15 protein-coding genes are annotated in these 14,505 nt (G+C 52.8%); 7 read left to right on the plus strand and 8 right to left on the minus strand.

What is annotated here, in order from left to right; all coding sequences use genetic code 11:
* Positions 1-267 precede the first annotated feature (267 nt).
* On the plus strand, positions 268-528 hold the full coding sequence (locus tag J1782_RS08695) for a pyocin activator PrtN family protein (RefSeq protein WP_213050943.1): 261 nt from the start codon (positions 268-270) through the stop codon (positions 526-528).
* A gap of 211 nt (positions 529-739) precedes the next feature.
* Here J1782_RS08695 and cutC read toward each other — a convergent pair whose 3' ends face one another.
* The gene (cutC, locus tag J1782_RS08700) at positions 740-1,498 is read right to left on the minus strand and encodes a copper homeostasis protein CutC (RefSeq protein WP_165056982.1); all 759 of its coding nucleotides are present in this window, start codon (positions 1,496-1,498) and stop codon (positions 740-742) included.
* 112 nt (positions 1,499-1,610) lie between these two features.
* Between cutC and J1782_RS08705 the strand changes: the two genes are divergently transcribed.
* Entirely contained in the window at positions 1,611-2,759 is a 1,149-nt protein-coding gene (locus J1782_RS08705; RefSeq protein WP_217152954.1) for a MalY/PatB family protein, read from the plus strand.
* Here the strand turns inward: J1782_RS08705 and J1782_RS08710 are convergent.
* Positions 2,756-3,316: a VOC family protein gene (locus J1782_RS08710; RefSeq protein ID WP_152325792.1), complete on the minus strand. Its 561-nt coding sequence runs from the start codon at positions 3,314-3,316 to the stop codon at positions 2,756-2,758. The genes J1782_RS08705 and J1782_RS08710 overlap by 4 nt on opposite strands.
* Before the next feature lie 354 nt (positions 3,317-3,670).
* On the opposite strand from J1782_RS08710, the gene argS reads away from it, so the two are divergent.
* Positions 3,671-5,404 (plus strand): arginine--tRNA ligase, encoded by a 1,734-nt coding sequence (gene argS, locus J1782_RS08715; RefSeq protein WP_165056978.1) that lies wholly within the window; start codon positions 3,671-3,673, stop codon positions 5,402-5,404.
* Between the two features lie 162 nt (positions 5,405-5,566).
* Positions 5,567-6,013, plus strand: a complete 447-nt coding sequence (yiaA, locus tag J1782_RS08720) for an inner membrane protein YiaA (protein ID WP_152325790.1) — start codon at positions 5,567-5,569, stop codon at positions 6,011-6,013.
* 80 nt (positions 6,014-6,093) lie between these two features.
* On the opposite strand, the gene murJ is transcribed toward yiaA, so the two are convergent.
* The 4 genes from murJ to rimJ all read right to left on the minus strand — a co-directional run bounded on the left by murJ (position 6,094) and on the right by rimJ (position 10,000).
* Complete coding sequence (gene murJ / locus J1782_RS08725) at positions 6,094-7,629, minus strand: murein biosynthesis integral membrane protein MurJ (RefSeq protein WP_152325789.1); 1,536 nt, start codon at positions 7,627-7,629, stop codon at positions 6,094-6,096.
* A 195-nt stretch (positions 7,630-7,824) separates the two neighbouring features.
* Complete coding sequence (locus J1782_RS08730) at positions 7,825-8,736, minus strand: Gfo/Idh/MocA family protein (protein ID WP_217152955.1); 912 nt, start codon at positions 8,734-8,736, stop codon at positions 7,825-7,827.
* A gap of 12 nt (positions 8,737-8,748) precedes the next feature.
* The gene (locus J1782_RS08735; protein WP_217152956.1) at positions 8,749-9,402 is read right to left on the minus strand and encodes a YceH family protein; all 654 of its coding nucleotides are present in this window, start codon (positions 9,400-9,402) and stop codon (positions 8,749-8,751) included.
* Between the two features lie 10 nt (positions 9,403-9,412).
* Positions 9,413-10,000, minus strand: a complete 588-nt coding sequence (gene rimJ, locus J1782_RS08740; RefSeq protein WP_195822980.1) for a ribosomal protein S5-alanine N-acetyltransferase — start codon at positions 9,998-10,000, stop codon at positions 9,413-9,415.
* A gap of 212 nt (positions 10,001-10,212) precedes the next feature.
* Here rimJ and mdtH point away from each other — a divergent pair, with 212 nt between their 5' ends.
* The 3 genes from mdtH (at position 10,213) to J1782_RS08755 (ending at position 13,027) form a co-directional block, all read left to right on the plus strand.
* A complete protein-coding gene (mdtH, locus tag J1782_RS08745) occupies positions 10,213-11,418 on the plus strand; it encodes a multidrug efflux MFS transporter MdtH (RefSeq protein ID WP_152325785.1) in 1,206 nt (401 codons plus the stop codon).
* 256 nt (positions 11,419-11,674) lie between these two features.
* Positions 11,675-12,322, plus strand: coding sequence for a glutaredoxin 2 (gene grxB / locus J1782_RS08750; RefSeq protein WP_152325784.1), 648 nt, complete (start codon positions 11,675-11,677; stop codon positions 12,320-12,322).
* A gap of 141 nt (positions 12,323-12,463) precedes the next feature.
* Positions 12,464-13,027 carry a lipoprotein gene (locus tag J1782_RS08755; protein ID WP_152325783.1) on the plus strand — a complete coding sequence of 188 codons (564 nt, stop codon included), beginning with the start codon at positions 12,464-12,466 and terminating at the stop codon, positions 13,025-13,027.
* 76 nt (positions 13,028-13,103) lie between these two features.
* On the opposite strand, the gene J1782_RS08760 is transcribed toward J1782_RS08755, so the two are convergent.
* On the minus strand, positions 13,104-13,688 hold the full coding sequence (locus tag J1782_RS08760) for a molecular chaperone (RefSeq protein WP_217152957.1): 585 nt from the start codon (positions 13,686-13,688) through the stop codon (positions 13,104-13,106).
* Positions 13,689-13,748: 60 nt separating this feature from the next.
* Positions 13,749-14,489: a phosphatase gene (locus tag J1782_RS08765; protein WP_152325781.1), complete on the minus strand. Its 741-nt coding sequence runs from the start codon at positions 14,487-14,489 to the stop codon at positions 13,749-13,751.
* Between the last annotated feature and the right edge of the window lie 16 nt (positions 14,490-14,505).

Here is a 14,505-nt window from a genome sequence, read left to right on the forward strand (position 1 = left end):
CGACTATGCACAGAGTTTCCAAAAATAAGCGGGTAGAGCTGAACGACACCTTGGTGCAGGCCACTATCAAAATCGATGACGGTTGCGACTGGACGGCGTGGAATGCCTGGAAGATGAGGGAAAAGTATCGAATGCGTACCGGCATTTATGAACCAGAACCGCCGCGGCCACGAGTAGCGCCAGTAAAGATTGAGCCAATTAAGAAGCCCCGGAAACGGGGTTATCGGGTAGTTCAGAAAGCTATTGGTGCAGTGTGAGGAAATGAATATGAATACTATGTTTTTACTGATGGCAGAATTTCAGACTGCAACGATCGCGCTCTCAGACGTTGCAGAACGCTATTTCGGAATGAAACCATCAACAGCAGAAAATAAGGCAGCTCTCGGTCAGTTTCCGGTCCCAACCTTCCGCGCCAGCGACAGCCAAAAATCACCGAGAATGATCCATATTCAAGACTTGGCGGACCATCTCGACAAGCAACGAAAGAAAGGGAAAGACCTTTTTGAGAGCATGCAGAGCAAGGCGTGAACGGCCGGGGAAACCCGGCTTTTTTATGATTATTATTTGAGATTGTCAGCTATATATAGAGTATTTTTGGATGACTCAGCACCCCACTAGCACCCCTTTATTCACTAACTCGTTGTTTTAAATAAAAGAAGCCCCGCCAAAATGACGGGGCCTGGTACTTGCGCAGGGCGACGCAATAAGGGTCGTTTGACCCGGTTAAATCTTGAGATTATTACGCCGTGCGGGATATTTGATCGTCAAACTGCAATGTACTTTTCATTGCGGCAACAATATCACCGTCCACGCAATAACGACTGAATTCATCAAAATCGGTGTCGGAACTCATGGTGACACCGGCTTTGCGGTAGCGCATAGAGGAAGGCACCTGACGCCCTGCCGAGCTGTGTAATTCGGTCAGCCCGATATCCACAAACTTTTGCAGATTCGTCAGACGCACACCTGCGCCAGCCATAATAATAGGACCACGCGTGAGCTGATTCAGTTCCCGAAGCATCGGCAAACCGACTTCCGCATTTTGCTGCTGTCCGGAAGTCAGAATGCGCGCCACACCTAGCTGAGTCAACTGCTCAAGCGCAATCTTCGGGTTCAGGCACATGTCGAAAGCACGGTGAAATGTCACAGCCATATCGCCGCATAACGCCATGACTTCCCACATTCTTGGCATATCAATATGTCCTTCATCGTCGAGCATGCCGACCACCAGACCTGGAAAACCGAGATCGCGGATCATCGCGATGTCGCTTTTCAAAACATCAAATTCGCTTTGGCTATAGCAAAAGTCACCACCCCTCGGACGTACAATCGGATGTACAGGGATCGTCACTTTTTCCCTCGCCAGTTTGAGGGTGCCGTAACTCGGCGTAATACCACCGTCGGCCTGACTCGCGCACAATTCGACGCGATCGGCTCCGGCTTGTTCTGCTGTTAACGCACAATCCACGCTGTAACAACACACTTCTAATTTAGTCATGTGACCTCTCCTGATTACGGCATTATGCTACAACACTTGTGTGTAACCGGCCATGTCGCGTAGGCTCTGACATGAGCATTCCCGCCCAACTGCCTGCTTAGGAAAGCTAACTATGGCACTCAATTTTGATTTGTGGGTAGACCGCAGTCACAGTGATAGCGTTAAGTGGAATAAATATCATCATCAGGATGTGATTCCGCTTTGGGTCGCCGATACCGACTTCACGTCTCCGCCTCAGGTAATTAAAGAACTGCAACAACGCGTGGCCGAAGGTGTCTTTGGCTACGGTATTACTCCGCCGGAACTGATTGATATTGTGGTTAAACGGCTTGCAGACCTTTATGATTGGGCGATTCAGCCGGAATGGATTGTCTGGCTTCCGGGTCTGGTCTGCGGGCTGAACGTGGCCGTGCGCGCCAACGTTGCGCCGCACGAAAGCAGCCTGATGCCGATGCCCATTTATCCGCCTTTTATGCAGGCCGCACAATCCGAAGGCCGGGCATTTAAATCCATTCCGGTCACCCAACAGCAACAACGCTGGGTGGCCGATTTTGCCGCCGCCGAAAGCCAGCTTGATGGCAGTGAAAAGCTGCTGATGCTCTGCAACCCTTACAATCCGGGCGGTACGGTATATCGTCGCGATGAACTGCTGCAACAACATGAATTCGCCAGACGCCACAATCTGGTGGTGTGTTCCGACGAAATCCACTGCGACCTGATTCTGGAGCCGGATCTGAAGCACGTCCCCTTAGCCTCACTCAATGCGGATGCAGAACAACGTTCGATTACGCTGATGGCACCGTCGAAAACCTTCAATCTGGCCGGACTGGGTGCCTCGATGGCGATCATCCCAAACCCCGAACTGCGCCGGAAATTTTTTGACACCAGCAAAGGTATCGTGCCGCACGTCAATATTCTGGCGTATGTTGCGGCGACTGCGGCCTACCGTGATGGCGAAACGTGGCTTAACGCACAGCTCGATTATTTGCGTGAAAACCGGGATCTTGTGGCGACGCGTATTAACGCCATGCCAGGTTTACGCATGCTGGCACCCGAAGGCACCTATCTTGGCTGGATTGATGCCAGCGCATTGCCGGTGGACGACCCGTACCGTTTCTTTGTCGAAGCGGGCGTGGGCTTCTCCGGCGGAGCCGAATTTGGCGCGCCGAAGTGCGTGCGCATCAATTTCGGCTGTCAGCGCGCCCTTCTCGGGAAAGCACTCGACCGGATGGAAGCCGCACTCGATAAGCTCCGGCGTTAACCTGCTTCTCTTTCGCTGGCGACAATTTCACGCAGGCTGTGCGGATGGAATTTAATCGTTACTGAACCATCAGTGACCGCCAGCGTAGGGTTAGGCAAACGCTCATTGTCCCCTTTGGGCGCACTCTGCTTCAGTTTTATACCGGGCGTCATCAGCGCTTCATCGGCAATCAGTGCCAGCGCCCGCGTATACAACTCTTCTTCTGCGCCCGGCAGCACAATCTCAATATGCTCCCACCCCTCGTGCGGATATCGCTTATCACCCGGATAAGGCAATTCCACCAGATCAATGCTCAGCGGCCCGACCGTGAGCGGCTCATCGAGCGTAAACAGGCAAATAGGCCGCCCGTTAATCAGGGTTTCATTGAGCAGGCTGCCGCATTTTCCCAGCCCGGATTTCCAGCGATCGGCTGTCGTGTTCTGATGGCAGCGCACAGAAATATGATCGGCATGAAATTCACCCAGATTGATCTGCAATTTTGCAGCGAATGCCATTAATACGTCGGAGAATCGCGACATATCGTCAACTAAATCCTGTAACTCTGGCACATGTTTCATGGCGGGCATCCTATCTCTTTTCAGTTTGCAGATCTTTAGGGTCGGGTAATTTACACAGCCTTTCATCCGGTTGCCAGAGACATGCCGCAGAATCACGCTTTCATACCGTTCAGACGTGCGGCGATACTGACGCCGCAGGGCTAATATGATATAAACACGCATCATTTTCGGTTAATCCGTTAAAAACGTATAACCAGTAAACAACTACATTCTTCCCCTAAATCATTCGGGTTGCATCAAGGCAGCAACTGACCCAATCCTGGGAGCATACATCAGTATGTGACCAAGGTTCGCAAAGGCAGCCGACACAAAGGCGGCGCGAAGGATGACGGGGATAAATTATAAGGTAATCCGGTGAATATTCAGTCACTCCTTTCAGAAAAAGTCAGCCAGGCACTGATCGCAGCAGGCGCATCCGCCGACAGCGAAGCGCAGGTCCGTCAGTCCGCCAAAGCTCAGTTTGGTGACTATCAGGCTAATGGCGTAATGTCCGTGGCGAAAAAACTCGGTATGCCGCCACGACAACTGGCAGAGAAAGTGGTTGAACTGTTGGATCTGAACGGCATCGCAAACAAAGTCGAAATTGCCGGTCCGGGTTTCATCAATATCTTCCTGGATCCGGCATTCGTCGGCGCCCACGTTGACAGCGCACTGAATGACGAAAAACTGGGCATTGCACCCGTTGAGCCGCAAACTATCGTCATCGACTACTCTGCGCCAAACGTGGCGAAAGAAATGCACGTTGGCCACATCCGCTCCACCATTATCGGCGACGCCGCCGTGCGTACCAACGAACTGCTGGGTCATAAAGTGATCCGCGCAAACCACGTTGGTGACTGGGGCACACAATTCGGGATGCTGATTGCCTATCTCGAAAAAGTGCAGAACGAAAACGCCGGTGACATGAATCTGGCTGATCTGGAAGAATTCTACCGCGCAGCGAAAAAGAACTACGACGAAGACGAAGCCTTTGCCGAACGCGCGCGTGGCTACGTGGTGAAGTTGCAGGGCGGCGACGAATACTGTTTGCAAATGTGGCGCAAACTGGTCGATGTGACCATGAAGCAAAACCAGCTGACTTATAACCGTCTGAACGTCACCCTGACCGAAGACGATGTCATGGGTGAAAGCCTTTATAACAGTATGCTGCCGGGTATCGTGTCTGACTTGCAGTCAAAAGGTCTGGCCGTCGACAGCGAAGGTGCCGTCGTGGTTTATCTGGACGAGTACAAGAATAAAGAAGGCGACCCGATGGGCGTCATCATCCGTAAAAAAGATGGCGGCTACCTTTACACCACCACCGATATCGCTTGTGCGAAATACCGCTACGAAACGCTGGGTGCCGATCGCGTACTGTATTACATCGACTCCCGTCAGCATCAGCATTTGATGCAGGCCTGGACCATCGCGCGTAAAGCCGGTTATGTCCCTGATTCTGTCGCGCTTGAGCACCACATGTTTGGCATGATGCTGGGCAAAGACGGCAAGCCGTTCAAAACCCGCTCAGGCGGCACGGTGAAACTGTCCGATTTGCTGGACGAAGCGATTGAACGCGCACGCAAGCTCATCACAGAAAAGAACCCTGAGCTAAAAGATGCGGAAGAACTGGAAAAACTGGTCAACGCCGTGGGTATCGGCGCAATCAAATACGCTGACCTGTCGAAAAGCCGTACCACCGATTACATCTTCGACTGGGACAACATGCTGGCCTTCGAAGGTAACACCGCGCCGTACATGCAATATGCTTACACCCGCGTGGCATCAATCTTCAAACGTGCAGAGATTGACGTTAACAGCCTGACTCAGCCGGTCGTGCTGCGTGAAGAACGCGAGGCGGCACTGGCTACCCGTTTGCTGCAATTCGAAGAAGTCCTGACCGTTGTTGCCCGCGAAGGCACACCACACACCATGTGTGCTTATCTCTACGACGTTGCCGGCCTGTTCTCCAGCTTCTACGAACATTGCCCGATCCTGAACGCAGAAGACGAAACCAGCCGCAACAGCCGCCTGAAACTGGCACTGTTAACGCAGCGCACGCTGAAAACCGGTCTGGATACGCTGGGTATTGAAACCGTAGAACGTATGTAATTCCAGTTACACTCATATTATTAAGGGCGCCCGGCGCCCTTTTTTATTTCATTAATTTCATTCCGTAATTTGCAGTTATATCGTAATATCCGTCGCGCACGAAATCACTTAGGAAAGTGATTAATAAACCAAATTCTATTGGTCTTCAGATAAAGGATATCTATGAATAATCTTCAAAATCGCCCTTCTACTGCTTTTGTTTTCGCTTCATGGATTGCGCTGCTGGGTGGCGTTATTATTTTTCTCATTGGCCTTAATAACGCACAAATGCAACTGAATGAAAAAGGCTACTATTTTGCCGTTCTGGTTCTGGGTCTGTTCTCTTCAGTTTCCTTGCAAAAACATGTGCGTGATAAACTCGAAGGTCTGCCTACCACTGCACTGTATGCGAACCTTTGCTGGGCAGCTTTCGCGATCGCCATTGCGCTGATGTGCATTGGCTTGTGGAATGCTGAATTGCTGTTAAGCGAAAAAGGGTTTTACGGCGTCACCTTTTTTATGTGCTTATTTGGGGCTACTGCTGTGCAGAAAAACACGCGCGACACGGCCGCATTAAACATCGCTAAATTGCAGGAATATTCTGACAAAGAAAACATGACCGAAGAATAAATAATAACTTTCGCATTAAAAAAGCCCGCCAATAATATAGCGGGCTTTTATTGATTTTTGGAATAATAATACTATAAATCCTAATCCAGTCGTCTCGCAAACTCTTTCACGCGGAACCCTAACAGGCCGAGCACGGCGAAGTATGCCACCACGCCAGCCGCGACAACGGCCGCCAGACGCGCCAGACGATACGCCATTCCGCCGACATCCCAGGCAGGCATCAGCCACATCATGCCGAGCAGCGCCGCAGACATTGCAATCACCGCGACAAACAGTTTGATCAGGAAGACTTTCCAGCCCGGCTGGGGCTGGAAGATATCCTGTTTACGCAGTTGCCAGTAAAGCAGAGACGCGTTCAGGCATGCAGCCAGACCAATCGACAACGAAAGACCGGCATGTTTCAGCGGACCGATAAATGCAAGGTTCATCACCTGTGTCATCAGCAATGTAACGATGGCGATTTTGACCGGTGTTTTAATGTCCTGACGGGAATAAAAGCCCGGCGCCAGCACTTTCACCACAATCAGCCCCATCAGGCCGACGGAATATGCCACCAGCGCGCGCTGCGTCATTGATGCATCAAAGGCGCTGAATTTTCCGTACTGGAACAGCGCAACGGTCAGCGGTTTCGCCAGAATACCCAAGGCGACAGAACTTGGCAGTGCCAGCAGGAAACAAAGACGTAGGCCCCAGTCCATCAGGCGGTTGTATTCGGCATGATTGCCGCTCGAAAAACTCCGTGCCAGCGACGGCAGCAGAATTGTCCCCAGGGCCACGCCCAACACGCCGGACGGAAACTCCATCAGACGATCAGCGTAATACATCCATGACACGGAACCTGAAACGAGGAAGGACGCGAAAATGGTGTTGATAATCAGGGAAATCTGGCTCACTGAAACCCCCAGAATTGCCGGGCCCATCTGACGCATAACGCGCCAGACGCCGGCATCTTTCAGGTTCAGACGCGGCAGAACCAGCATACCGATTTTCTTCAAATGCGGGAGCTGATAGCCCAGTTGCAGCAATCCGCCTGCAACCACCGCCCAGGCCAGCGCTAGCACCGGCGGGTGGAAATAAGGCGCAGCAAACAGCGCAAAGCCAATCATGCTGACGTTCAGGAAGGTCGGCGCAAAAGCCGGTATCGAGAAACGGTTCCAGGTATTGAGTATCGCCCCGACCAGAGAGGCCAGGGATATCAGCAGGATATACGGGAACGTGATGCGCAGCAGCGAACTGGTCAGTGCAAATTTATCGGGCGAATCCACAAAGCCGGGAGCCGTAATATAAATCACCCACGGAGCGGCGAGCATACCAAGCACGGTGACAATCGCCAGAACCAGCGTCAGCAGGCCCGAAACGTAAGCAATAAACGTCCGCGTGGCTTCCTCACCTTGCTGAGTTTTGTACTCGGCCAGAATGGGCACGAAAGCCTGAGAGAATGCGCCCTCAGCGAAAATACGACGTAATAAATTGGGCAGTTTGAACGCCACAAAAAAGGCGTCGGTCACCATTCCGGCACCAAAAACGCGGGCCACAATGGCGTCGCGGGCAAAGCCTAATACACGTGAAAACATCGTCATTGAACTGACGGCTGCCAAAGATTTAAGTAGATTCATGTCACTTTTCTTGTTTGCCGGTGGCCTGTCTTTAACTCAATATTGATCAACAGGTTAAACAACCACGCCTGCATCAGCAGGCGTGAAAGATGAACCGGCATGGCTCAAAGATGCGCTTAGTCTACGCATCCGCCATGCAATAGCCAACGGCAGTTGTTATAGATTGTTACCCGCACCATCCTGTGCGGCTTTCACTCAGTTTTGCAGAATTTTTTCGATCATGGCCTGCGCGTAAATCGCCTGTTCGCCGCTGGTTTCAGGTGCGGTCTGGTTCGAGACGCAATCGACGAAATGCTCAATTGCCCCGACAAAACCACGCTGCGCCAGCGTACTTTGCCAGCCAGCAACAGGTTGCTGCGTCAGGATATCATCACGTTCATCGCGCCAGAGTCGCATATCGTCGAGCTGATAAACGGCGCCTTCAGTTACCGCCTGCACGCTTTCGCGGAATGTTCCGGCGCGGCGATGCATTGAAGTCGTCACCAGCGTTTCTCCGCACAGGAAATGATGCTCGCCATAAAGCATCTGGTCAGCCTCGTTAATCTGAATCAGCCCGCTTTCCAGGCTGGCATTGCCGCCCGCCAGCCACAGCGCCGTATCCACGACGTGCAGATAATCATCCAGCAACGTAAAACGCAGATCGTGTGGCCCGACGCTGTTCGTACGGTGTTTATCCATCCGCAAGGACGCCGGTTGTTGCATCTGTTCTTTCAGCTGACGATATAGCGGCGCAAAGCGGCGGTTAAACCCGACCATCAGCGCTTTGCCTGCCCGGTTAGCCTGTTCAACCAATTGTTCGGCCTGATCCAGCTCAGCTGCCAGCGGTTTATCCACATACACATGGACGCCCTGCGCCAGCAATTGCCCGACGACATCGAAATGGCTGGCCGTACTGCTGTGGACGAATACCGCGTCGCACTGGCTGGCCAGTTCGTCCATCCGGGAAAAACAGGCAATCCGGTAGCTGTCGCAAACGGCCTGTGCTTTTTGCTGATTCGGGGAGAAACCGCCGACCAGCGTCCATTTTTCAGCATGACTGAGAACCGGCAGATACGCTTTTTGCGCGATCCCGCCAAGTCCGATAACGCCTATCCGAAGTTTACTCACGACGTTTTCCTTTTAATCACCCAAATGTTGCAGGAGGCTTTCCAGACGTTCTTTCAGTTCGGCCACCTCTGCCTCAAGCGCTTCCACGCGTGCGGCCAGCCCGGAGTCCGGTGCGGCGGCGCTTAAAAATGGCTCTTCTGTGGCGCTGGCCGCCTGGCTGACTTCACCGCTGAACAGATGCATAAATCGGCTTTCGCGCTTGCCCGGTTCACGCGCCAGACGCACGCAGAACGGGCCATCTTCGCGGTTAGTCAGATCGGTCAGAGTTTGCTCGACTTCAGCAACGTCAGAAAAATCATGCAGGCGGTTGGTGCGGGTGCGTAATTCGCCCGGCGTTTGCGCGCCGCGCAACAGCAGCGTCGTGACGACCGCCACTTCCTGCGGGGAAAATTTGAGATTGCCGAATTCGGAATTACAAAAACGATGCTCGTACTTCATGGTGCGGGAACCGCTGAGGGTGCGGATGATGTGCTTGCGCAGCAGTAAATCCAGCGTTTGCTGAACGTCACTTTCGCTGAGTTCCATCACCGGTTCACGGTTGGTTTTCTGATTGCAGGCGGTGGTTAATCCGTTGAGCGTCATCGGATACTGTTCCGGCGTGGTGAGTTGTTTTTCCAGCAAACAACCGACAACCCGGGCTTCCCGGTCACTGAGTTCATGTTTCATGTTGCTCTCCTTATCGGGACGGGGGCGTCCATTCTTGCCAGGTTAACGCCGTCAGCACGTGATCCTGCCATTTGCCATCAATCAGTAAATAGTCTTTCGCATAGCCTTCACGCTCGAAGCCCAGACGCTCGAGCAGTTGTCCGCTGCGTTTATTGTGCGGCATATAATTGGCCATAATCCGGTGCATTTTTTGCTGGCGCTGCATATAACGGATTAACGATTGCAACGCTTCCTGCATCAGCCCTTTCCCCTGCCACTCCTGACCCAGGGAATAACCGAGGAAACAGGCATGGAATGAGCCGCGCAGAACATTACTGAAATTTGCCACGCCCATAACGCGGTTTTCATCGGGATCGAGCAGGATAAAATAATACGCGCTGCCCTGTTTCTGCATTTCGGAAATTAACCCGAGACGCGCCTGCCATCCGGAAGGATAACAATGGCTTTCATCCCTGACCGGTTCCCAGGGTTTCAGAAACGCCCGGTTCTCCGCATAGTATTCAGCCAGCCGGTGCGCATCGCGGTCATGAACCAGGCGCAGAACCATCCGGTCAGTGGTAAGCCGCACTTTCGGCACGGCAGATTTATAGCCAAACATCCCTTCCTCCACATCCCGCTCGGGTCGATGAATAGAATTTATAGGAAACACCTGATCATCGCCAATTCTGCCAGTCAGAACGCGGCTTGACGATAAAAAAATATTATCAATAGCGCCCTATCTAATTGCCTGATTCCAGTTCAGACTGGAACGGTCTTTTCTTCCTTTCTGTATCTGCCGGACAGGGTACAAATAATCGCTCATGGTGAAGCATGTCTCTGGTATCACAAGCTCGGAGCTTGGGTAAGTATTTTCTGTTATTAGACAACGCGCTGGTTATTTTAGGCTTTTTCGTGGTTTTTCCGTTGATCTCGATCCGATTTGTCGATCAGCTCGGCTGGGCCGCGATGGCCGTCGGTCTGGCGCTGGGTGTCCGCCAGCTCACGCAACAGGGATTAGGCATTTTCGGCGGCGCAATCGCTGACCGTTTCGGTGCCAAACCGATGATTATCACCGGCATGCTTTTACGCGCTGCCGGATTCGCCACCATGGCAATGGCAGATGAACCGTGGATTTTAGTCTGTTCCTGCATTCTCTCCGGCCTCGGCGGCACCTTGTTCGACCCGCCGCGCACCGCGCTGGTGATCAAGCTGACCCGTCCGCACGAGCGCAGCCGTTTCTTCTCCCTGATGATGATGCAAGACAGCGCCGGAGCGGTTATCGGTGCGCTCATCGGCAGCTGGTTGCTGCAATATGATTTCCATTACGTGTGCTGGGCCGGTGCGGGCATATTTGTGCTGGCCGCCGCCTGCAACGCCTGGCTGCTGCCTGCTTACCGCATTTCCACCATGCGCACACCGATGCGTGAAGGCATGATGCGTGTGCTGCGAGATCGCCGTTTTCTGGCGTATGTACTGACGCTGACCGGTTATTACATGCTGACCGTGCAGGTCATGCTGATGTTGCCGATTGCAGTCAATGATGTCGCGGGCAGCCCGGCGGCAGTGAAATGGATGTATGCGATTGAAGCAGTGCTTTCCCTGACGCTGCTGTATCCGATTGCACGCTGGAGCGAAAAACGCTTCCGCCTTGAGCAGCGTCTGATGTTCGGCCTGCTGATCATGACCCTCAGTCTTCTGCCCGTCGGGCTGGTGACATCGATTAACCCGCTGTTGCTGCTGATCGGTTTCTTCTACATTGGGTCAATTATTGCCGAACCGGCGCGCGAAACGCTGAGTGCCTCGCTGGCCGATGCCCGCGCACGTGGCAGCTACATGGGCTTTAGCCGTCTGGGGCTGGCGCTGGGCGGTGTGATCGGTTACACCGGCGGCGGCTGGATGTATGACACCGGCCGTGCGCTTGAACTTCCTGAATTGCCCTGGTTTTTACTGGGCATCGTGGGCTTCATCACCCTCACCGGTTTGTACTGGCAATTCAATCTTCGCCGCATCGAACCGGCCATGCTGAGCGGTAATTGACGTCAGTAAATACACTAAATGATTGGCGTTGTAACAAGGCGGCAAGAAAGCGAATCCCGATGAGCTGACCAGTGTCAGTGATTCGGGTGAGGAAGCGCGGCCAACGCAGTTACGGCGACAAGCATGACGTGTATGTTTGATCTCCCCTCCTCAATTACCCATACTGGTTTCAGCGTATCGATTAAATCCGAACCTATATCCGGCAGTTTCCACGCACCCTACAGGTCAACGCCGGCGACAACAGGAGCTATGAACCATGAGACTTTACGTTTACGAACATTGCCCTTTTTGCGTTAAAGCACGCATGATTTTCGGTCTGAAAAACATTCCGGTAGAAATCAAAGTTCTGCTCAATGATGACGAGAAAACCCCGATTTCCATGGTGGGCAAAAAGATGGTGCCGATCCTGCAAAAACAGGATGGCGGCTTTATGCCTGAAAGTATGGACATCGTGCATTACGTGGATAAAAGTGACGGAAAACCGCTGCTTACCGGCCCGCTGAATGCGTCTATTGCGACCTGGCTGCGTCATGTTTCTGAATATATGGGTCGTCTGCTGCTGCCTCGTTTTGCAGCCGCGCCGCTGGAAGAGTTCTCCACGCCGGAAGCGCGTAAATATTTCTCCGACAAAAAGCAGGCTGCCAGCGGCGATTTTCAGGAGCATCTGAAACATTCAGAAGGTCTGGTGAAAAAAATCAGCCAGGACTTACGTGCACTCGATAAGCTGATCGTCGAACCAAACGCCGTCAACGGCGAGCTTTCAGAAGATGACATCAATCTCTGGCCGGTACTGCGTTCGCTGACTATCGTTCAGGGAATTGAGTGGCCGTCCCGCGTTCAGGCTTATCGCGACAATATGGCGAAACAGACGCAGGTTAATCTGTTTACACGCCTCGCCAGTTAAATCTTACGCCGGAAGCCTGCTTCCGGCGATTTTCCCTTTTCTTCCCCTTCTCCAGCACTTAGGCTAATCAGCGTTGTCTGATTGGAGCGAAACCGTTTAGCGGTCATGCTGACAAAATAGTTTTTACGTAATGAGGGAAGAATGACAAAGCGACTTTTAGGTGCTGCAGTTCTGATGTGCGCCAGCCTGCTGGCCGGGTGTAACCAGCTGACGCAGTACACCATCAGCGAGCAGCAGGTGAATGACTATCTGCACAAGAACAATAATTTCGAGAAACAACTCGGCGTGCCGGGGCTGGTGGATGCGAAATTAGTGCTGACCAATCTCAGCAGCCAGATTGGCCGCGCCGAACCAGGCGTCGTGACGCTGACCGGCGACGCACATGTCGATATCTCGTCATTATTTGGCCCGCAGAAAGCCGATATGCACCTGACGCTTAAAGCCAATCCGTCTTACGACAAGGATAAAGGCGCGATTTTCCTGAAAGATATGCAGGTGGTGGATTACACCATTCAGCCGGAAAAAATGGACAGCGTGATGAAAGGCCTGATGCCTTACCTGAACAATTCGCTGAAAACTTACTTCGATCAGCGTCCGGCGTACGTACTGAATGGCGATCGCAGCAAAGGCGAAGCGATGGCGAAAAAACTGGCGAAAGGCATAGAAGTGAAACCCGGTGAACTCGTCATCCCGTTTACTGATTAATATAAAAAGCTGATTAATATAAAAAGCCCGGCACATCTTCATGGCCGGGCTTTTTTATTTCTGACTCATCAGTGATTTACTGATCGTCTTCTTCGTCGTCATCCAGATCCGGCGGCAGCTGTTCTTCCAGCTCATCGCGCATCACCTGCAATGCTTCGCGGCTGATTTCAGCCAGCGTGCGGTAAAAACCGCCGGTGGCGTGCGCTTCAACTTTACCCAGGAATTTCCCGCACCACGGGAACAGGTAATCATCGAACAAGGTGATTTGCGCGCCCACTTCATCTTCCTGCGACTGATCTTCCAGCCATGACGCTGCAAGCAGCATCGCACCGAAGTGATCGGCAGGCGCTTCGCCTAACGGCATTCCGCGCTGTTGCAGGAAAGTACGGATATCCATTTCATTTGCACCATCAACGTAAGCGCTGCGCAAAGGCGAAACTGCACATTCTGAGCCGACAAACAAACGGTTAAACTCAGCGGCCAGCGCCTGAGGATCAGCGCTTTCCTGCAAACGGATCAGCAACGCATCCTGCTCCAGCGGCCAATGTTCGCGCAATTTTCCGTCCTGAATCAGGCCAAAAAGCGGAACCAGTAACGGATCCTGCGGCTGGCGGTAAAACAGCGTGCCCAGAATACGGCAGACAATTGAAAATTCATTCATAGCAATAACCTGATCAGTCGGTGAGAAGGGGCAATCCCCCGCAAATTGGCCGCGACAATGTCACAGTTCGCTTAATTCTGCAATTGGTGCGCGCCCGCGTTTCTCCAGAAAATCCAGGAAACGGCGCGGGCTGACGTTCAGAATACGGTCTTCCGGGAAATCAACTTCACGCAAAATACGTTCGCAGTGCTCAAACCCGCCCAGTGAATACGCAATGTGCGAATCCGATCCCAGCGCCAGCCAGCCACCGGCTTCTTTCACCGCCAGCGCAACCGCACGGCAGTTGGGTTCGCTGCCTTTACGCGAGTGGATGAAGGAGGAGTTATTCAGCTCCAGCGCGACGTTATATTTCGCCGCCGCCGCCGCAACGGCTGGAATATCAATCGGGTATTTCGGGTTACCCGGATGCGAAATAATATGCACATCGCCGCCCGCCATCGCAGCAATCATCGCCGCGGTGTGCGTTTCTTTATCCACCGGTTGCATTACCGGCTCATGGAAACCGGCGATGATCACGTCGATTTCATCGAGCATCGGGCCGGTGCAATCAATGTCGCCCTGAATGTTTTTGATGTTCGATTCGATACCGCGCAGGATGCCGATTCCGTTCACCAGACGCGGCCAGACCCGCATATTCATGAAATGCCAGTAGTGCGGGGCATCGGCCATATCGGGGCCGTGGTCGGTGATGGCAAACAACTTAATGCCCTTCTCCGCCGCCTCATCAATATAATCATGTAATGTGCTGTAAGCATGCGTGCTGGCAACAGTATGCATATGCAAATCAACGGGGTACGGCATGTGCTCTCCTTAAGTG

Origin of the sequence: Rahnella sp. BCC 1045, assembly GCF_019049615.1 — a bacterium.
Taxonomy (GTDB): Bacteria; Pseudomonadota; Gammaproteobacteria; order Enterobacterales; family Enterobacteriaceae; genus Rahnella; species Rahnella contaminans.

Bases quoted from the DNA above. Each gene is read 5' to 3' on its own strand.
- J1782_RS08710 (WP_152325792.1), bottom strand. From the start codon at position 3,316: ATGAAACATGTGCCAGAGTTACAGGATTTAGTTGACGATATGTCGCGA.
- J1782_RS08755 (WP_152325783.1), top strand. From the start codon at position 12,464: ATGACAAAGCGACTTTTAGGTGCTGCAGTTCTGATGTGCGCCAGCCTG.
- J1782_RS08765 (WP_152325781.1), bottom strand. From the start codon at position 14,489: ATGCCGTACCCCGTTGATTTGCATATGCATACTGTTGCCAGCACGCAT.
- murJ (WP_152325789.1), bottom strand. From the start codon at position 7,629: ATGAATCTACTTAAATCTTTGGCAGCCGTCAGTTCAATGACGATGTTT.
- J1782_RS08735 (WP_217152956.1), bottom strand. From the start codon at position 9,402: ATGAAACATGAACTCAGTGACCGGGAAGCCCGGGTTGTCGGTTGTTTG.
- mdtH (WP_152325785.1), top strand. From the start codon at position 10,213: ATGTCTCTGGTATCACAAGCTCGGAGCTTGGGTAAGTATTTTCTGTTA.
- grxB (WP_152325784.1), top strand. From the start codon at position 11,675: ATGAGACTTTACGTTTACGAACATTGCCCTTTTTGCGTTAAAGCACGC.
- J1782_RS08760 (WP_217152957.1), bottom strand. From the start codon at position 13,688: ATGAATGAATTTTCAATTGTCTGCCGTATTCTGGGCACGCTGTTTTAC.
- rimJ (WP_195822980.1), bottom strand. From the start codon at position 10,000: ATGTTTGGCTATAAATCTGCCGTGCCGAAAGTGCGGCTTACCACTGAC.
- J1782_RS08695 (WP_213050943.1), top strand. From the start codon at position 268: ATGAATACTATGTTTTTACTGATGGCAGAATTTCAGACTGCAACGATC.
- yiaA (WP_152325790.1), top strand. From the start codon at position 5,567: ATGAATAATCTTCAAAATCGCCCTTCTACTGCTTTTGTTTTCGCTTCA.
- cutC (WP_165056982.1), bottom strand. From the start codon at position 1,498: ATGACTAAATTAGAAGTGTGTTGTTACAGCGTGGATTGTGCGTTAACA.
- J1782_RS08705 (WP_217152954.1), top strand. From the start codon at position 1,611: ATGGCACTCAATTTTGATTTGTGGGTAGACCGCAGTCACAGTGATAGC.